This is a genomic window from Cognatiyoonia koreensis (assembly GCF_900109295.1).
GTDB lineage: Bacteria > Pseudomonadota > Alphaproteobacteria > Rhodobacterales > Rhodobacteraceae > Cognatiyoonia > Cognatiyoonia koreensis.
The window spans coordinates 575,349-593,410 of sequence record NZ_FOIZ01000001.1 but is presented as its reverse complement, the minus strand read 5'-3'; the positions used below and the strand labels follow the sequence as shown (position 1 = coordinate 593,410).

General features: G+C 58.7%; 16 protein-coding genes. 3 read left to right on the top strand and 13 right to left on the bottom strand.

Annotated elements, in window-relative coordinates:
• Positions 1-92 precede the first annotated feature (92 nt).
• Positions 93-1,283 carry a UbiH/UbiF family hydroxylase gene (locus tag BMY44_RS02930; RefSeq protein ID WP_089990061.1) on the top strand — a complete coding sequence of 397 codons (1,191 nt, stop codon included), beginning with the start codon at positions 93-95 and terminating at the stop codon, positions 1,281-1,283.
• Here the strand turns inward: BMY44_RS02930 and BMY44_RS02925 are convergent.
• The 4 genes from BMY44_RS02925 to BMY44_RS02910 form a co-directional block, all read right to left on the bottom strand.
• On the bottom strand, positions 1,280-2,407 hold the full coding sequence (locus BMY44_RS02925) for an aminotransferase class V-fold PLP-dependent enzyme (RefSeq protein ID WP_089990058.1): 1,128 nt from the start codon (positions 2,405-2,407) through the stop codon (positions 1,280-1,282). The genes BMY44_RS02930 and BMY44_RS02925 overlap by 4 nt on opposite strands.
• A gap of 99 nt (positions 2,408-2,506) precedes the next feature.
• The gene (locus BMY44_RS02920; protein ID WP_089990056.1) at positions 2,507-3,262 is read right to left on the bottom strand and encodes a GGDEF domain-containing protein; all 756 of its coding nucleotides are present in this window, start codon (positions 3,260-3,262) and stop codon (positions 2,507-2,509) included.
• A 57-nt stretch (positions 3,263-3,319) separates the two neighbouring features.
• Positions 3,320-3,772 (bottom strand): Lrp/AsnC family transcriptional regulator, encoded by a 453-nt coding sequence (locus tag BMY44_RS02915; protein WP_089990053.1) that lies wholly within the window; start codon positions 3,770-3,772, stop codon positions 3,320-3,322.
• Complete coding sequence (locus BMY44_RS02910) at positions 3,769-4,224, bottom strand: Lrp/AsnC family transcriptional regulator (protein ID WP_089994454.1); 456 nt, start codon at positions 4,222-4,224, stop codon at positions 3,769-3,771. The genes BMY44_RS02915 and BMY44_RS02910 overlap by 4 nt, the downstream gene beginning before the upstream one ends.
• A gap of 128 nt (positions 4,225-4,352) precedes the next feature.
• Here BMY44_RS02910 and ilvC point away from each other — a divergent pair, with 128 nt between their 5' ends.
• Positions 4,353-5,375: a ketol-acid reductoisomerase gene (gene ilvC / locus BMY44_RS02905; protein ID WP_089990051.1), complete on the top strand. Its 1,023-nt coding sequence runs from the start codon at positions 4,353-4,355 to the stop codon at positions 5,373-5,375.
• A 54-nt stretch (positions 5,376-5,429) separates the two neighbouring features.
• Here ilvC and BMY44_RS02900 read toward each other — a convergent pair whose 3' ends face one another.
• The gene (locus BMY44_RS02900; RefSeq protein ID WP_089990049.1) at positions 5,430-6,494 is read right to left on the bottom strand and encodes a hypothetical protein; all 1,065 of its coding nucleotides are present in this window, start codon (positions 6,492-6,494) and stop codon (positions 5,430-5,432) included.
• 179 nt (positions 6,495-6,673) lie between these two features.
• Between BMY44_RS02900 and BMY44_RS02895 the strand changes: the two genes are divergently transcribed.
• Positions 6,674-7,594: a DMT family transporter gene (locus tag BMY44_RS02895; protein WP_089990046.1), complete on the top strand. Its 921-nt coding sequence runs from the start codon at positions 6,674-6,676 to the stop codon at positions 7,592-7,594.
• Here BMY44_RS02895 and BMY44_RS02890 read toward each other — a convergent pair.
• The 8 genes from BMY44_RS02890 to BMY44_RS02855 all read right to left on the bottom strand — a co-directional run bounded on the left by BMY44_RS02890 (position 7,563) and on the right by BMY44_RS02855 (position 18,036).
• Entirely contained in the window at positions 7,563-8,591 is a 1,029-nt protein-coding gene (locus BMY44_RS02890) for an endonuclease/exonuclease/phosphatase family protein (protein WP_089990044.1), read from the bottom strand. The two genes, BMY44_RS02895 and BMY44_RS02890, sit on opposite strands and share 32 nt — an antisense overlap.
• A gap of 33 nt (positions 8,592-8,624) precedes the next feature.
• Positions 8,625-9,968, bottom strand: a complete 1,344-nt coding sequence (gene glmM / locus BMY44_RS02885; RefSeq protein ID WP_089990041.1) for a phosphoglucosamine mutase — start codon at positions 9,966-9,968, stop codon at positions 8,625-8,627.
• Positions 9,958-10,953: a dihydropteroate synthase gene (gene folP / locus BMY44_RS02880; protein ID WP_089990038.1), complete on the bottom strand. Its 996-nt coding sequence runs from the start codon at positions 10,951-10,953 to the stop codon at positions 9,958-9,960. The genes glmM and folP overlap by 11 nt, the downstream gene beginning before the upstream one ends.
• Positions 10,950-11,870 (bottom strand): dihydroneopterin aldolase, encoded by a 921-nt coding sequence (locus BMY44_RS02875; RefSeq protein WP_089990037.1) that lies wholly within the window; start codon positions 11,868-11,870, stop codon positions 10,950-10,952. The genes folP and BMY44_RS02875 overlap by 4 nt, the downstream gene beginning before the upstream one ends.
• Positions 11,871-11,961: 91 nt before the next feature.
• A complete protein-coding gene (locus BMY44_RS02870) occupies positions 11,962-12,630 on the bottom strand; it encodes a cell wall hydrolase (protein ID WP_089990035.1) in 669 nt (222 codons plus the stop codon).
• Between the two features lie 176 nt (positions 12,631-12,806).
• A complete protein-coding gene (locus BMY44_RS02865; RefSeq protein WP_423219730.1) occupies positions 12,807-15,356 on the bottom strand; it encodes a putative PEP-binding protein in 2,550 nt (849 codons plus the stop codon).
• Positions 15,357-15,433: 77 nt separating this feature from the next.
• Positions 15,434-17,542 (bottom strand): glycine--tRNA ligase subunit beta, encoded by a 2,109-nt coding sequence (gene glyS, locus BMY44_RS02860; RefSeq protein WP_089990029.1) that lies wholly within the window; start codon positions 17,540-17,542, stop codon positions 15,434-15,436.
• Positions 17,542-18,036 (bottom strand): DUF6446 family protein, encoded by a 495-nt coding sequence (locus BMY44_RS02855; protein WP_242650469.1) that lies wholly within the window; start codon positions 18,034-18,036, stop codon positions 17,542-17,544. Before BMY44_RS02855 ends, glyS begins: the two co-directional genes overlap by 1 nt.
• Between the last annotated feature and the right edge of the window lie 26 nt (positions 18,037-18,062).

The window sequence follows — 18,062 nt, the reverse complement described above, 5'->3', positions numbered from 1 at the left end:
CCTACCCTAGTCCCGCAGACCCCCGTCGGGCAAGCACAGGCGTTCTGTCGCAACCCCTTTCCCGCGCCATTTGCGCAAGCTATGTCTGGCATATGACACGAGAACAAACCGACATTCTGATTTCAGGCGGCGGCGTCGCCGGGCTGACCGCCGCCGCAGCCTTTGGCAGCGCCGGGTTTAGCGTCGTGATCGTGGACCCTGCCCCACCGATCACCACGCAATCCGACAGCGGCGCAGACCTGCGCACCACGGCTTTCCTGCAACCGGCGCGGGATTTCCTTGCGCGGGCAGGTTTGTGGGATGCACTTCAGCCGCACGCGACAGCGCTTGAAACGATGCGGATCATCGACGCGGGCAACGATCCCGCGATCCAACGTGATTTCAACGCCAGCGATATTTCCGCCGAACCATTTGGATGGAACTTGCCGAACTGGCTGCTGCGCCGCGAAATGGTTGCGCGCCTGAAGGACTTGCCAAACGTCGATTTCCGCCCCGGTGTCGGCTTTGCGGCGATGCTGTCACGCACACAAGCAGCTTTGGTCAAACTCAGCGACGGAACGACTGTCGCGGGCAAGCTGGTAATCGGCGCGGACGGGCGCCAGTCGGCTGTGCGCAGCGCGATTGGCATCAATGTGAAAACGTATCGCTACGGGCAAAAGGCGCTGACATTCGCCGTGACACATGACGCCCCGCACAACAATATATCGACCGAAATCCATCGCTCGGGCGGCCCTTTCACACTCGTCCCATTGCCCGACCACGATGGAAAGCCATGTTCCGCAGTGGTCTGGATGACGGATGGGGCGACGGCGAACCATCTGCTGACGCTGTCCGATCAGGATTTTGAGAATGCCGCGACAGAGCGAAGCGGCCATTTCTACGGCCCGCTGCATCTGGCCACCCGGCGCACGGGCTGGCCGATCGTCAGCCAGATTGCCGACACCATCATCGGCCCGCGGACGGCCCTTGTGGCAGAAGCCGCCCATGTCATGCCGCCGATCGGCGCGCAGGGGCTGAACATGTCGCTCAAGGATCTGGCTTGCCTGCTTGATCTGGCAGAGGCGCATCGCGCGGATCCCGGCGTGCCCGCCCTGCTGGATCGCTACCAGCAACTGCGCCATGCCGACATCAAGCTCCGCGTGACAGGGATCGACCTGCTCAACCGCGCATCCATCGCTGGACAACCGGTCATGCAGGATCTGCGCGGCTTCGGAATCAAGGCGCTGCACGGAATCAAACCGATCCGCACAACCCTGATGCAAATGGGATTGGGTGCCCGCTAAAGCACCTTGTCCAGCACCGGCAACAACCGCTGCAATGTCGCGTCAACATCGTAAAGCTTGTCCAGACCGAACAGTCCAATGCGGAAGGTGCGGAAATCTTCTGGCTCATCACATTGCAGCGGCACCCCCGCCGCAATTTGCATGCCCTGGGCTGCGAACTTGCTGCCGTTCTGGATATCCGGATCATCGGTATAGCTGACCACGACACCCGGTGCACCAAACCCGTCTGCCGCGACCGATTTGATGCCCTTGTGGGCCAGCGCCTTGCGCACAGCATTGCCCAGCGCCCATTGCGCCTCTTTCAGTTTCGCAAACCCGAAATCACGGGTTTCCTGCATTGTATCGCGAAACGCCCTCAGACCATCTGTCGGCATCGTGGCATGATACGCATGGCCGCCGTTTTCATAGGCGTCCATGATCGCCGACCATTTCTTCAAATCGACGGTAAAGCTGTTCGAGTTCGTATCCGCCATGCGCGCGACCGCGCGGTCGGACATCATGACCAGACCGGCGGATGGTGTCGCGGACCATCCTTTCTGCGGGGCAGAGATCAGGACATCAACACCGGTCGCCTTCATATCCACCCATGCGCAACCAGACGCGATGCAATCCAGCACCATGATCGCCCCAACGTCATGCGCCGCGTCTGCAAGGGCGGTGATGTAGTCATCGGGCAGAATGATCCCGGCCGATGTTTCGACATGCGGCGCAAAGACAACATCGGGTTTGGCGTCGCGAATGGCCGCGGTCACATCTTCGATCGGGGCTGGCGCAAAGGGGGCGCGTGTGTCGTTGCCCGCCTGTCGCGCCTTCATCACTGTCGTTTTTGCCGTGAAATCACCGGCCTCGAAAATCTGCGACCAGCGGTAGGAAAACCAACCGTTGCGCACAACGAACGCATGCGCGCCGTTGCCGAACTGGCGTGCGACCGCTTCCATCGCGTAGGTGCCCCCACCTGGGACAAGCGCGACCTTATCGGCGTTATAAACCTCTTTCAGCATCTCGCGGATGTCGTTCATGACACCCTGAAACGCCTTGGACATGTGGTTCAGCGACCGGTCGGTAAAGACCACTGAAAATTCCATCAGCCCGTCAGGGTCAACCGCTGTTTGATTGCCGTCCATGTCAGATCCTCCCTCGCAACGGGCTCAGACGTATGCTGCCAAGCCGCGCAAAGCAAAGTCTATTTCGGTATACAGCCCAATGCCAAGGCAGTTGCTAATTCAGGTCGCGCTCGCAGCGCTTCCGATGCCGGGGGCCGCGGTGGGCAGGACATCATCCGCAAAGACCGACCGGTCCCGTCCGGCGTTCTTCGCCGCATAAAGCGCCACATCAGCGGCCTTGATCACTTTCTCCAGCGAATCGCAAACCCGTTTCTGCGCCCCGCCAATCGACACAGTCACCGCAATCGGCGTGCCGTCACTTACGGGCGGTTCAGCGGAAATCGCCTTTCGCATCCGCTCAGCAACCCGCAATCCGGATTCCATGTCCCGTTTGGCGAGAAAGACGATAAATTCCTCTCCGCCAAAACGGGCAACGATATCGCTCTGGCGCAGATTGCGGCGCAGCACATTTGCCGTGTGCTGGATCACGCCGTCACCAGCCAAATGGCCATGGGTGTCATTCACCGTTTTGAAATGATCGATGTCCACCATCAGAATAATCCCCTGACACTGCGAGATCTTGCCGATGTGGCGGAAAAAGAAATCACGGGTCGCAACATCGGTAAGCCGGTCGCGGTTCACCATACGCTGCAGTTCGCGGCTCAAATGAATGTTCTTGCGAACCTGCGCCCAGACAAAGATGCAAAAGGGAAATGCCGTCAGAAAAGCGATGGACGGCGTATTGCGCATGGCCTCGGACTGGTGCGCCGGCGCATACAACATGAAGGCAAGCACCGATGCGACAAAGATCGCAGCCAGGGTCGTCAGGAATGCAATAAAGACGACTCCGGGCCAGGTGGTAAGGATTCGTGACATGCGTTCCAATCAGACAATAGCCCATGCGAGTTTAACCGCGGGATACTTAATGATTGGTTAAAGCGGCCCCGGCCGGCGTTCTTCACTCAGCAGAACATTGGCTTCAACGTCGCCCACGCCCGGCAATGTCATGATCCGTCGCCGCAGCACCCGTTCAAAATCCGCCAGATCACGGGCAACAACACGCAACCGGTAATCGTAAAGTCCCAGCACGTGATCCACAGTCTGCACTTCGGGAATGCCACCAATCGCCCGCTCGAAATCCTCAAGGCTCACGCGGCCTTTGGTGGCCAGCTTGATGCCCAGAAACACCGTCACCCTGAACCCGAGCTTCTCAGCATCAAGGCGCAGTTGCCGGCCCCGGATCACGCCGATTTCCTGCAACCGTTTGATGCGCCGCCACGTCGCAGGCTGGCTCAACCCCAGTTTCTTGCCCAACCGCGTGGTGGATTGCGCAGCATCCAATTGCAGCGCCTTCAATAGGGCGCGGTCTATCTCATCCAGCATCATAGCGGCAGCCGCCGTTCGGATTTCACGTTCGCCACATCCATCAATGCCTCGATATCGGCGATATGAGGCAAGGTCAGGACGTTCTCGCGGTACAGCTGTTGATAATGCGCCAAATCACGGGCAACCAGCGAAAGACGTACATCGACGCGACCCAGAAACGTCTGGATTTCGATGACCTCACGGACCGCGCGCGCAGCAGCAATGAATTCGTCAAAGGCGCGCGCCTGCGTCTTGTCGAGTGTGATGCGCAGGGACACATGTACGCTAAACCCCAAGGCGGCCCAGTCGATCACAGCCTCCTGCCCCAGCAGCACGCCAGCCGCGACAAGCTTTTCGATGCGGCGGGTCACCCGCGCGGCGGTCATCCCCACACGATCAGCAATGTCAGGCACACCCAGGCTCGGGTCTGCCTGCATTTGGCGCAAAATCGCACGATCATCGCTATCTAACATGAAAATACGCGTATCTGTATAATCTGCGAATAACAATCATCATCTTGCCAAAAATACTCAAGATTCCAACCTCCCCAAATGCACGACGACCCGCTACACAGCGGCCAGCAAATCAAAGGAGTGCAGATATGCGCGTTTATTACGATCGCGATTGCGATGTGAATCTCATCAAGGACAAAAAAGTCGCCATCCTCGGCTACGGCTCGCAGGGTCACGCCCATGCGCTGAACCTGCGCGACAGCGGTGCCAAGAACCTTGTCGTCGCACTGCGTGACGGCTCCCCCTCTACAAAAAAGGCCGAAGGCGAAGGCCTCAAGGTTATGGGGATCGCAGAAGCGGCCGCTTGGTGTGATGTCATCATGTTCACGATGCCCGACGAACTGCAGGCAGAGACATACAAGAAATACGTGCACGACAATCTCAAGCCTGGCTCTGCCATCGCCTTCGCACACGGTCTGAACGTTCACTTCGGTCTGATCGAACCCAAAGAAGGCGTCGATGTCATCATGATGGCCCCCAAAGGTCCCGGCCACACAGTCCGTGGCGAATACACCAAAGGCGGCGGCGTGCCTTGCCTTGTGGCTGTGCACACGGATGCAACCGGAAAAGCGATGGAAATCGGCCTGTCCTATTGCTCGGCCATCGGTGGCGGTCGCTCGGGGATCATCGAAACCAACTTCCGTCAGGAATGCGAAACCGACCTCTTTGGTGAACAGGCCGTGCTTTGCGGCGGTCTGGTCGAACTGATCCGGATGGGCTTCGAAACACTGGTCGAAGCCGGCTACGAACCTGAGATGGCCTATTTCGAGTGTCTGCACGAGGTCAAGCTGATCGTGGACCTGATCTACGAAGGCGGCATCGCGAACATGAACTACTCGATCTCGAACACGGCCGAGTACGGTGAATATGTATCCGGTCCGCGCATCCTGCCCTACGCAGAAACCAAGCAGCGTATGAAAGATGTTCTGGCCGACATCCAGACCGGCAAATTCGTGCGCGACTTCATGCAGGAAAACGCCGTGGGCCAGCCTTACTTCAAGGCGACACGCCGCATTAACGACGAGCACCAGATCGAACAGGTCGGTGAAAAGCTGCGCGCCATGATGCCATGGATTTCCGATGGCAAAATGGTCGACAAGGCCAAGAATTGATCTTTTATCGGATCACAACGACGAAGGGCACCCAACTGGGTGCCCTTTTGCGTCTCAGATCAATCCTTCGAGGTAGGTGATCGCACGGCGTTCGTCCGGGAAAGTCCGCCCGTCTTCCATGCATGCGATCAGCAACCGGACAAACGCGGGATCAGACCGCGCGATGCTGGCCATGAGGGCACCGTGTTTCGCCTGCATCTTTTCGGTGTACTGAACGGCGATATCATCTGAATCCGAATAGTGATGCTTGACCAGCCAGTTGAAAATCTTGGTCAAACGCGGCGGGTTGTTGCCAATTGTCGTCAGGAACTCGGCCAGCCCGTCCTCGTCCATGCTTGCCGTCATCCGGAACGCGCCCCAGCGAAAACGGTTCACGACGAATTCGGCATCCTGGTTCATATAGACCTCGAATCCGTGAGAGATCAGGCCGGGTGTAAATCCGACCTTGATGTTCTTGAAGCTGTGGCGGTAATTCAGCCAACTCACCGGATCGAACGTGAATGAATGGTCATACCGGGTAATGCCCGGCGGCCAAAAGCGGCTGGGTGACCCAAAACTGTAGACTTCCATCCCCCGGATTGCATTCTTGCCAAGGGCAAGAGCGACAGCCGTCAATGCATTGCTGGTGATCAGGTTGCCTTGCGAATGCGCAAACAGCTTGAGCGCGTCGCGCTGTCTTGAGGTACGTGAACAGACATAGCGATACAGGCTGACCGTCGCAGGATTGCCCGAAATCAGGCCTTCCATGAAATCGACCTTGCTGACACTTGGATATTTCAGTTTTGCCGCCTGATAGGCGATATTGAACCCTGTTTCCCAAGAATCATAATCGCCCGCCTGCGCAAAGACCAAGACGCCTTTGTCCCGCAGACATTGACCCAGATCGGCCCAAAAGCCATTGGTCTGATTATAGACGCCCACGACAGGACAGCCTTGGATCAAAGACAACCCCAGCGCGCTTTCCATGTGGTTTTTCGGGCTGTTCGCCATGCCGTTGATAAAAACCACTTCGCGGGACCGGTTGAACCAGCTTTGCTGGGACCCTTCGGCCGAAATATAGCGGTTGATATCACCATCGCCAATCGGGGCATTGCTGCCATCCTTGACCTTGATCGACATGGGGAACTCCTTCGGGCGTTTGCGTTAGGTCAACTTATGCTTGTGGTGAACATCTTCACAAGCACTGTCAGAACCAGAAACAAACAAGTCGCAAACAGTGGACAATCGGCACCGCATCTATTTGATCTTGCCGCCTTTCGCGGAAAGCCCCACAAGACAGGGAACCCAAAGGCATCTTGATGACTGACTCTCCCACCCTGACAAACTGGCTGTCCATTCTGGCGCTCGGCGTCATCTGGGGCGGCACGTTCATGGTAGTGTCCATTGCACTCGAAGGGTTCGGACCGCTGACGGTCGCCTGCGCGCGCACAACCTTGGGTGCGGTCGCGCTGCTGGGCCTGATGTTCGCCATGGGACGACCCATGCCGGATATTTCTGGCCGCCTCGTGAAATATCTTGTCCTGATCGGCCTGTTGAACACGGCCCTGCCCTTCGCGCTGCTCAGCTGGGGACAACAGTATGTGCCGTCCGCCTTTGCCGGAATTTCGATGGCCGCCTTGCCGCTGTTTGTTCTGCCCCTCGCCCATGTTTTCACGGATGAAAAAATGTCATCGCGCAAGCTGGTCGGGGTGGTGCTGGGATTTATCGGGGCACTTGTTCTGATCGGTCCGGGCGTCTTGCGGATCGGCTCAGGGCTTGAACCGCTTGGCCAGATCGCCTGCATTCTCGCGTCACTGTCCTATGCGGTGTCCAGCATCATGACCCGGCGTTGCCCACCCATTGACTCGATCGTCATGGCGGCTTTGACACTGACAGTCGGCGCAGCAGCTTTGTTGCCCGCGATGTTCCTGTTCGAAGGCATTCCCGCATGGGATGGCACGCGCGCATCCTATGCGATCATCTTCCTTGGCCTGATCCCGACAGCACTCGCCGCACTGATCCGGGTCGTGACGATCCGCACGGCAGGGGCGGTATTCATGACTCTGGTGAACTATCAGGTCCCGCTCTGGGCAGTCGTATTCGGGGCGCTGATCCTGAAGGAAGACCTGCCCCTGCGTTTTTTCGTAGCACTTGGCATGATCCTCACCGGTCTGGCGATCAGCCAATGGTTGGGTTTGCGGTCGCTGTTCATGCGATCGGCGCGGCCTCGGTCAGGGTGATCGATACCGGAAAGTGATCGCTGAACCCGGCGGTATTGACGTTCCGGTCTGCATCGCCCTTTGGCAATCCGAACCGGATCGGGCCAAAGCTGACGGACGGACTGACCATTTCTGCAAAGGCAAGCACACCTGCCGAACCATCCACCACGGTAAACGGGCCCTTCCCGTCAAGCACAGACCGGTTGACAAGCACCTGATCAAAGACATTCCCGTCCCCGCGAAAGTACAACGTACCATCCAGCGTCTTCGGATTACCCTCTGCATCCGTGGCTTGATACTGCAAATACTCCCAGGCAAAATTGTAAAACTGTGCCGACCGCCCGCGCACCACGTCGCCGCGTTCGCGACCCGCAACGGCGTTGAACCGCAAGGACGGATCAAAGGGATCGTCATTGAAATCGCCAAAGGCAACGACAGCCGCGCGGTCGCCGCATTCCTCCAGAATACGCTGGTGCCAATAGCCAAGCGTTTCGCCAGCCGTCGCGCGAAAACCGGCGCTTTCGACGGTGCCACCTGACCGCGACGGCCAGTGATTGCACAGAACGATCAGATCCTGACCTGCACCGGTCTTGAATGTCGCCTGCAAAATATCGCGCGTACCGGTGCGCCGCAAAACGAAGTGATTGAAGATCAGATCAGGGTCCACATCATACATCGCCGTATCGAACAGAAACGCGGTATCAATGCCGCGGCGGTCACGTTCGCTATTGGCATGGGCCACGCCATAGATGCGGTTGGGTACATTCAATGTGGCAACCAAGTCATTCAGAACAAAGGCGTCTTCGACTTCGCAGACCCCAAGAATGTCAGGGCCCGCACCACCGTTCATCTGGGCAATGATACGGGCAAGCTGGTCAAGCTTGGTCTGGTAAAGCTCCGGCGTCCAACCACGCAAATCATTGGCGACGCGGCTCTTGATCCATTCGATACGGGGCGGATGATCCTCTGGACCAAACAGGTTTTCGAGGTTCCAGAAAGCGAGAAAATGCGCGGTCATGATGAAAATCCTATTGTTGAAAATAGGACCAGCTTAAACTGCGGCCTCCACTTCTGCTACAATTCCGTTCACGACCTGTGCCAGCAGATCGGCGTCCTCGCACTCGGCCATGACCCGAACCAACGGTTCGGTGCCGGATTTGCGGATCAACAGACGCCCCTTGCCTGTAAGCTTGGACTCTGCGTCAGCAATGGCTGATTTGACGTTCGCGGCCTCCAGCGGGGCCTGCCCGGTGCCATAACGGACATTCTTCAGCATCTGCGGAACAGTCTCGAAGGTCTGGGTCAGCGCACTGGCCTTCTGACCGGTTTCGATCATCGCGCACAGGAACTGCAATCCCGCTAGCAGACCGTCCCCCGTGGTAGCGTAGTCAGTCATGACGATATGGCCCGACTGCTCACCACCCAGATTGTAACCGCCCGCGCGCATCGCCTCGACCACATAGCGATCGCCAACGCCCGTGCGCTCAAGGCGCAGCCCGTTTGCTTCCAAATGCCGTTCAAGACCCAAATTGGACATGACCGTCGCCACAAGCGTGCCACCGGCCAGCCTGTCCTGGAGCGCCCAGCGCGTCGCGAGCAGCGCCATGATCTGGTCACCGTCTGCCACGCGCCCGTGTTCATCAAGGATCATCACGCGATCCGCGTCACCGTCCAGACAGATTCCCACGTCGGCCCCGTGAGTCACAATCGTCTCGGCTGCGGTTTGCGGCTTGGTCGACCCGCACCCATCATTGATGTTGAAACCGTTCGGGGTGACACCAACCGGAATGACCGTGGCCCCCAACTCCCACAGAACTTCGGGCGCGACCTTGTATGCGGCGCCGTTGGCACAATCGATCACCACCTTCAGCCCATCCAGACGCATCCCGCTTGGAAAGGTGGACTTCACACGCTCGGCATAGCGGAACCGACCGTCATCGATCCGCTTGGCGCGACCGATATTATTGGCCTGCGCCGGTTCGATCTTGCCGGCAATCAGTGTTTCGATTTCGGCTTCGGCCTCATCGGACAGCTTAAAACCGTCAGGACCAAAGAACTTGATGCCATTGTCCTGATGCGGATTATGACTGGCGGAAATCATGATGCCCACGTCGGCGCGCATGGAGGTGGTGAGCAATCCGACCGCCGGTGTCGGCACGGGGCCAAGCAACAGCACGTTCATGCCCGTACTGGTCAATCCTGCGGTCAGCGCATTCTCGAACATGTAACCGGACAGGCGCGTGTCCTTGCCGATCACGACCCGGTGGCCGTTCGATCCGTCGTTACGAAAATAGCGGCCCGCCGCCGCCCCGATCTGAAGCGCCATTTCCGCCGTCATCGGGTACGTATTCGCCTTGCCGCGAACGCCATCCGTGCCGAAAAGTTTACGTGTCATTGCCCGCAGTCCCGATCATCGCCATCTGCAGGTCAAGCGCCTGCTTGGTGGCAAATGTATCGTGAACGCGCAGGATTTGCACGCCCTGTCTTACGCCCTCAAGAGCGACGGACAGACTTCCGCCGAGCCTGTCTTTCGCTTCGGGCGCGTTGCCGATGGTCCCGATGAACCGCTTGCGCGACGCACCCAATAGGATCGGGCACCCAAGACCGTGAAACAGCGAAAGGCCGCGGATCAGGATCAGGTTGTGTTCCAGCGTCTTGCCAAAACCGATCCCTGGATCGACGATAATCTTGGCGCGCGCGATGCCGTTCTTTTCTGCAAAGGCAATGCGCTCTTCAAGATGGTCATAGACATCCAGCAGGACGTCGTCATAGGCCGCATTGGCCTGCATGGTTTCTGGCGTGGCAATGGAATGCATCAGGCAGACGGGGGCACCCTTGCCCGCAACAGTCCGGGCCATGTCACTGTCAAAGCGCATCGCGGACACATCGTTCACCAGAACATCCGCCGTGATACCCGCGACGACAGCGGCCTTGCGGGTATCAACAGACACGACAGCATGCTCCAACGCGGCGACGCGTTCGACCACGGGGGCGACACGCTGCAATTCCTCCGCAACCGGCACCTCGCGCGCACCGGGTCGCGTGCTTTCGCCACCGATATCGATAAACTGCGCACCATCCGTCAGCATCTCTTTCGCGCGACAAACAGCGTCGGCCGTCGTAACGAAATCACCGCCATCCGAAAAACTGTCCGGCGTGACATTCAAAATGCCCATGACACGCGGCTGATCGAGTGACACGGACATGATCGCAGGCCGCGGGGCGGTCAGTCTGGTCCGGATTTCATCAGGAATGTCTGCCGCTGCCACGATGCGGGGGGCCGCGCCGCGTGTCAGAACCTCGACCCGATCAAACCGAGCCCACCCGCCAGCCAACACAAACGCCCCGTCGGTCTGCACCAATGGACGAAAGTACGTCATGTGAGGCTGGTCGCCTCGACATTGCAGGTGCGACACGGCGTGCTGATTTTTGGGGCTGCATCACCAACTACAACCAACTCCTTTGCCTGCATCATGTCCGCGAACCATCCCACAAGGGCCACCGCATCACGCGGGCTGGCAGAGGGGCCATCAACGGCATCCAACACGATCTTGGACGGGGCCCAAACGCAAATTTGGCCATTCTTCATCGCCCAGTCGAGTTCTGTACGGGTCGCCACGACCTTGCAGCGATGATCGCGGGCGGCCAGCACCCAGGCGTTCTGTTCAATGGCAAGCAGGTCGATACGTCGCTGTGTCAGCGCGTGGCCCGTGCGCGGGGCAGCGATGTCGCCTGCACCAACACAAATGATCAGCGGGGCATCCATCGCTTCAGCCTCATCAATCCATCCGGTCAGGTTCTCAGACCCAACAGCGGCATTGGACAGATACATGATGCGCGGATGCGGGGCCTCTTCATGGGTCAGCGCATCGGGCGAAAAACCGTCACGGGCACGCACGATTTCAACGCCAAGGGCAAAAGGACCCCGATCCAGCTTTTCGATGCGCACAAAAACGCGCTCGGCCTGTGGCTCAAGCAGGATACGTTCGGCCACGCGGGCGGCAAGCGTTTCCAGCAGGTTGATGCGTTCGGCCTTCAACTCCGCACCGATCGCCTCGGTGACGCGGTCATAAGACAGGATCCGGTCAACATCGTCCTCGATCGGCCCACGATCCGGCAACACCTCGACCACGACGTTAAAGCGGACGCGCTGCAACTTGCCGCGTTCTGCCTGAAAGGCACCGATTTCCACTTCAACGGTGTAATCCCGCAAAGAAATCCGGTCATAAGGGATTGTGCTGCTGGCTTCAGCCCGTTCAGACGGATGTGCAAAGGCCAGGCGGATATCGTCGGACATGAGGCGCGCTTTCGTTCTTCACGCCCGTCGATAAGGCAGGCCAGCCGCCATCACAAGATGCGGGGCGGCACGCCTGCGTGCATTTGCGACCTTAGTTCGACGCTGTCCGATAAGACTGGCGATAGAACAGGTGAGAACCGATCGCGGCCGTGCGCGGATAGCGACGGGCCCACGAGGGGCTGACAGCCTTCGTGTGATAATGGGTTGCCCCGTCAGTCAGGCCGCGTGGCGCACCGTCAATCAACAGGCGCGCAACCTTGCCAACACGGGTGAACGCGCGCGGCTCGCTGATGTTTTCAGGACGGCCGTCACAGGTATAGGTGAACTGGCAGCCATACTTCCGGCCAGTGCCCTGATTGATCACTGCGCAGACACTGTTGGGATAATTCGCGCTGTCGACGCGGTTCATGATGACTTCACCAACCGCAAACAGACCTTGTGTGGTTTCACCACGCGCCTCGAAATAGAGCGCTTCGGCCAGACAGCGCCACTGCGGGCCACCGGATGCGACCGGCATGCTGGCCAGAAACGCGCTGGAATAGGATACAGTCTTCGGGGCCGTTGCGACGCCGCGCTCTTCGGGCGACGGCAAAACAGTCAGGGCAGACAGACGGCTGTCGGGCACCGTGGCAAGGGCGGCACGTTCCTGCCCCAACAATGCGCCAAGACGGCTCGCCAAAACTTCATCGGCAGCACCAGCCACCGGGATTAAACAAGAAACTACAAAACCGGCCACCAGGCCACCAAAACCGAAACGCATCGTCCCACCTTAATCTCCGCGCGGTCCAGCCCCACGCAGGCGGGGGCTCTTTAGGCGGTTTTTACGGGGGCGTAAAGCGGGGCGAATGCATTGTGCACGAACGGGAAACAGTGCATATCCAAAGAATAACTTAAAATGACAGAATAAGGCGTTAGCAGAGGTTCTTAAGACAATATCTAGGCAGAAGTCTCATTTTCAAGGGCCAATTGGGCGGCGGAAAGTCGCGCAACTGGAACACGGAACGGTGAGCAAGAGACATAGTCAAACCCCTGCGCGCGACAAAACGCAATTGCAGTGCGGCTGCCGCCATGTTCGCCACAGATCGACAGAACAACATCAGCGCGGCCCTTGCGGCCACGTGCAGCGCCGATCGACAGCAACTCACCGACGCCTTCAATGTCCAGCGTATGAAACGGATCCTCTTCATAAACGCCCTGCTGGACGTAGGCCGACATAAAGCGGCCCGCGTCATCACGAGACAGACCATAGGTCATCTGTGTCAGATCATTCGTGCCAAAGGACAGGAACTCGGCCTGCTGCGCAATATCCTCGGCGCGCAGGGCGGCACGCGGTGTCTCGACCATGACGCCCAGCTTATAGCGGAACGGGGTGCGGCTTTCGGCCTGCACGGCACTTGCAACGGAATCGATGTGGGCCTTGACCAGCTCGACTTCACGCACCGCGCTGATAAGCGGGATCATGATCTCGGGCACCACATCGGTACCGTCACGAGCAGACTCGACGGTTGCCTCGAAAATGGCGCGGGCCTGCATTTCATAGATCTCGGGGATCGAAATACCCTGTCGCACGCCACGCATCCCCAGCATCGGGTTGTATTCCGACAAGGCTGCAACGCGCTCCGTCACAGCTGGCAGCGGCAAGGCAAGCTGTGACGCCAGGTCGCGCTGGCCTGCCTTATCGAAAGGCAGGAATTCGTGCAGCGGCATATCAAACAGGCGGATGCACACGGGACGCCCCGCCATGATCGAAAAAAGCTCTTTGAAATCAGCGCGCTGCATGGGCAACAAGCGATCAAGGACCGCGCGGCGATCTTCAGGTGTTTCCGCAAAGATCATCTCGCGCATGACACCAAGGCGGTCGCCTTCGAAAAACATATGCTCTGTCCGGCACAGCCCGATGCCTTCAGCCGCGAAATTCTGCGCTGTCTGCGCATCAGCAGGCGTGTCGGCATTCGCACGCACGCCGATATCGCGGAAATCATCGGCCCAGGTCAGCAGCTTTTCGAACGGACCATCAAGCGAGGCTTCGAGCATGTCGACTTCACCGGCAAGCACTTCGCCCTTCGTGCCATCCACGGTCAGGATATCACCGGCCGCAAAATGGCGGCCATCAGGTGTAACGATGACACCTTTCTTGCGATCAATCATCAAATTGGAAGCACCCACAATGCAAGGCACACCCAGACCGCGCCCGATCACGGCGGCGTGGCTGGTGATCCCGCCACGCACTGTCAGAACGGCCTGTGCGGCGTGCATGCCGCGGATATCTTCTGGCGTCGTTTCGCGGCGCACCAGAACGCAGGCTTCCCCGCGCGCGGCACTTGCCTGCGCTTCATTCGCGGTAAAGACAATACGGCCGGATGCAGCACCGGGGCTGGCAGGGATACCGCTGACCAGCGTGTCGCGCTTGGCGCGCGGGTCGACCTGACGGTGAAGCAATTCGGATAATGCCGCCGGCTGCACGCGCAAGACCGCCTCTTCGCGGGGAATCACCGCATCTTCAGCCAAGGCCACGGCAATACGGATCGCCGCGCGCGACGATCGCTGCACACGGACCGCATCCAGAATACGCAACTGACCGTTTTCCAGCGTGAATTCTACCTGCATCTCTTCGCGCAGACGCGCGCGGCAGACGGCCCCGTGGGCCACCAATTCGGCAAAAACCTCAGGACAGGCATCTTCCAGCGACGGACCGCGCGGATCATGCGTCAGATAGAACGCGCCTTCCTGATCATTCAGCGCCTCGCGCCCTTGGCTCTGGCTCAGGTAGCGGCCGGTAATCTGCGGCTTGCCGCTCTCGCTGTCGACAAACTGGATCACACCCGACCCGCTTTCGCCCTGCCCGACACCCAGCGCCATGGCCTGCACCACCAGTCCCAGACCAGCATCAGCAGGCGCACCTTTCGCCTCGCGCAATAGGCGGGCCGAGGTGCCATCCCATGCCCGCGCCATCGCGCGCAACACTTCAGACAGCTGTTCGCGGACATCCTGGGGAAAAGGTTCATCAGCTTCGAATTCATACGCTTCAAGGCTCGCCCTCAGGGCATCCGCGCCTCGCAGGTCTGGAAAGTCAAAAGCCTCGGGATCAAGGCGCGCGACGTCTGTGGCATAAGAATGGACGAAACGCAGATAAAGCGCAGTGGCCGCAGCCTCGCCGACGGTTTCACACATCGCGGCATGGCGGGCATCGTTCATGCCGATATTTAGAACCGCCCCCGGGCCGCCCCAATCAGGGTCCTGACTGGACGGGCGCACGGACAACAGCGGGTCTTTGCCGAAATGTGTCAGGACCTGATCCAGATCGGGCATCTCGCCCCGCGCGATCCACATGACCTGATCAAAAGACAACGCCACCGTGGTTGGCACCGGCATGTCCAGCCGGATCAAACGCTGCAGACATTTCGCGCGACCACCGTGCACCTCGCCATGCATCGCTGCGGTTGGCGTGATCAACGTCACGGCTTGATATGTCGTCTGCTGCTGCACTGCGGCACGTCCTTTGTTCACCTGCAGCATAGGGAGGTGGTGCGCAGAGTGTAAACGAAAAGTGACAGATGCGGCGATCAGCCCTCGATTTTCGTCAAATCAGCCACAGACAGGCAGATCGTGCGGATACGGTTCAGCAGATTAAGCCGGTTGCGGCGGATCACCTCGCCGTCCGCATTGACCTGCACCTCGGTGAAAAACGCATCAATCGGCCCGCGCAGATCGGCCATCGCCGCCATTGCTGTCGTGAAATCCTCTTGCGCCATCGCCGGCGCGATCGTCGCCTCTGCTTCGTCCAGGGCCGCAAACAGCGCCTTTTCCGCCGGGTCTTCCGCGAATTTCAAATCGGCCCCATAGGAATATTCAACCCCGTCCTTTTCCTCGGCCTGCGCCAGAATATTATTGGCGCGCTTGAAGCCCTGGATCAGGTTCTCACCGTCATCCGTCGCCAGCGTTTCCGCCAGCGCCTTGGCGCGTTTGACCAGCAACGTCAGATCATCATCCCCCGGCGTCGCGATGCAGGCATCGATGATGTCATGGCGAATGCCTTGGTCCTTGAGGTAGACTTTGAGGCGGTCGTGGAAGAAGGCGAGTAGCTCGAATCTTTCTTTCATGCCCGAATAGTCGTCCTCATCATTTTGACGAGGCTCAGCACTACCATTCAGTTCAAAGCCCTTTGAGGTAATGGCTGAAATATCAAGCGATAAGTCATTCTCCAACACCAACCGAATAACCCCAAGCGCGGCGCGCCGCAGTGCAAACGGATCCTTACTCCCAGTCGGCTTCTCATCAATCGCCCAGAAGCCTGTCAACTTATCCAGCTTCTCGGCCAATGAAACAGCCACCGACACGGGTGCTGTCGGCACATCATCTGACGGCCCAAGCGGCGAATAATGTTCCTGCGCGGCGTTGGCGATGGCATCCGACATCCCCGCCTCTTTCGCGTAATAACGACCCATAAGCCCTTGAATTTCCGGGAATTCATAGACCATCTCGGACGATAGATCAGCCTTGGCCACGCGCGCCGCGGCGGCAGCCTCATCTGGATCAGCACCCACAATCGGCGCAATCTCGCGCGCAAGCGCCTCGATGCGGTCGATCAGGTCGCGCTGGCTTCCCAACTTGTTGTGGAAGGTCACATTCGCAAGACTGTCCAGCCACGGCCCCATACCGGCCTTGGCCACACGCAAGTCGTTCTCCCAAAAGAATTTTGCATCTGACAGGCGGGCAAACAGTACCTTCTGGTTTCCGGCAATGATGGTCGCCCCGTTGTCGGCCGTTTCGATATTCGCGACCGTCACAAAGCGTTCAATCCGGCCCGTCTTGCTGTTACGCACGGAAAAGAACTTCTGATGCTCTTTCATCGACGTCTGCAAGACTTCGGGCGGCAAGCCAAGGAACGTCGCGTCGATCTCGCCCATCAACACGACCGGCCATTCAACCAGCCCCGCGATTTCGGTCAAAAGACCTTTGTCCTCGACCACCTCACAGCCAATTGCAAAGGCCTGATTGGTTGCCTCCTGCCAGATCGCATCGGCACGTTCGTCGGCCCGCAGGATCACGTTGGCCCTCTTCAAGCTCGCTTCATAATCCTCGAAAGACGTTACAACTATCGGCGCAGGCCCCATGAAACGATGGCCGTATGTCACCGCACCTGTTGTGATCCCGTCAATATCCAGCGGCACCACCTCCGCCCCGGTTTCGTCGGTCAGTATGCAGATCATGGAATGAAGCGGGCGCACCCATTTCAAGCTGCCATCACCCCAGCGCATCGATTTGGGCCATGGGAAACCGCGAACCGTCGCTTCAAGCACCTCTGCGACGATATCCGCAGCCTTGCGACCGGGCTTTTCGATCACCGCAAAATAGACCTGCCCCTTCTTGTCATCGCGTACTTCGAGGACATCACGGTCCACGCCAGCCCCGCGGCAGAATCCTTCAATAGCTTGATCCGGCGCGCCGACCTTCGGACCTTTGCGCTCTTCGCGCACAGGCTTGCTTTCGGCCAGCAACCCCTCCACCGACAATGCCAGACGGCGCGGTGTGGCAAAGGCGGCAGCGGCAGCATACGTCAGCCCGGCCTCGACAAGGCCATCCGTCATCAAACGGCGCAAATCATCGGCGGCCTTGCCCTGCATGCGCGCCGGAATTTCCTCAGAAAAAAGTTCAATCAGAAGATCAGGCATTAATTCAGGCTTTCGGGTGGTGTTGGGCATTCTTCGGGAACAGGATCACCGTCAAAGACGACCTCGCCGCAGAAATTGATCTGGTTCCAGACATAGCCGCGCCCATCTGGGTAAACGGCGACGACGCGGTCAATGCCATAGGTAACGTTCTCGACACCCATGAATGCCAGCGCCGTCCCGTCTTCAAGATCGCCACCGATCTGGGCGGCATCAAAACAATCGAACCAACCGGGCGCAACCAGGGGCACAGCGTCGTCAATCCCGACGTAGGTTTCGGTCAACAAGGCAAGCGACAGGTCGGTTTCAAAACATGCGCGATAGCGCACCGGGCTGCTGTCGCTGTCGATGCCTTGAAAATTCTCCGACAGAATGACTTCGGGGGTGCCCGACATCAGTGAGGTCAGTTGCACATTCTCTTCATCGACCGGCACTTCTTCATAGAAGGCATAGACCTGAAGATAATACATCGCGATCCCGGCAACGAGAGCAGACATGAGCAGAAATCCTATGTAGATACGAC

Excerpts from the sequence above, each read along its gene's own strand:
- BMY44_RS02930 (WP_089990061.1), top strand. The coding sequence starts at position 93 with ATGACACGAGAACAAACCGACATTCTGATTTCAGGCGGCGGCGTCGCC.
- BMY44_RS02925 (WP_089990058.1), bottom strand. The coding sequence starts at position 2,407 with ATGGACGGCAATCAAACAGCGGTTGACCCTGACGGGCTGATGGAATTT.
- BMY44_RS02920 (WP_089990056.1), bottom strand. The coding sequence starts at position 3,262 with ATGTCACGAATCCTTACCACCTGGCCCGGAGTCGTCTTTATTGCATTC.
- BMY44_RS02915 (WP_089990053.1), bottom strand. The coding sequence starts at position 3,772 with ATGATGCTGGATGAGATAGACCGCGCCCTATTGAAGGCGCTGCAATTG.
- BMY44_RS02910 (WP_089994454.1), bottom strand. The coding sequence starts at position 4,224 with ATGTTAGATAGCGATGATCGTGCGATTTTGCGCCAAATGCAGGCAGAC.
- ilvC (WP_089990051.1), top strand. The coding sequence starts at position 4,353 with ATGCGCGTTTATTACGATCGCGATTGCGATGTGAATCTCATCAAGGAC.
- BMY44_RS02900 (WP_089990049.1), bottom strand. The coding sequence starts at position 6,494 with ATGTCGATCAAGGTCAAGGATGGCAGCAATGCCCCGATTGGCGATGGT.
- BMY44_RS02895 (WP_089990046.1), top strand. The coding sequence starts at position 6,674 with ATGACTGACTCTCCCACCCTGACAAACTGGCTGTCCATTCTGGCGCTC.
- BMY44_RS02890 (WP_089990044.1), bottom strand. The coding sequence starts at position 8,591 with ATGACCGCGCATTTTCTCGCTTTCTGGAACCTCGAAAACCTGTTTGGT.
- glmM (WP_089990041.1), bottom strand. The coding sequence starts at position 9,968 with ATGACACGTAAACTTTTCGGCACGGATGGCGTTCGCGGCAAGGCGAAT.
- folP (WP_089990038.1), bottom strand. The coding sequence starts at position 10,953 with ATGACGTACTTTCGTCCATTGGTGCAGACCGACGGGGCGTTTGTGTTG.
- BMY44_RS02875 (WP_089990037.1), bottom strand. The coding sequence starts at position 11,870 with ATGTCCGACGATATCCGCCTGGCCTTTGCACATCCGTCTGAACGGGCT.
- BMY44_RS02870 (WP_089990035.1), bottom strand. The coding sequence starts at position 12,630 with ATGCGTTTCGGTTTTGGTGGCCTGGTGGCCGGTTTTGTAGTTTCTTGT.
- glyS (WP_089990029.1), bottom strand. The coding sequence starts at position 17,542 with ATGCCTGATCTTCTGATTGAACTTTTTTCTGAGGAAATTCCGGCGCGC.
- BMY44_RS02855 (WP_242650469.1), bottom strand. The coding sequence starts at position 18,036 with ATGTCTGCTCTCGTTGCCGGGATCGCGATGTATTATCTTCAGGTCTAT.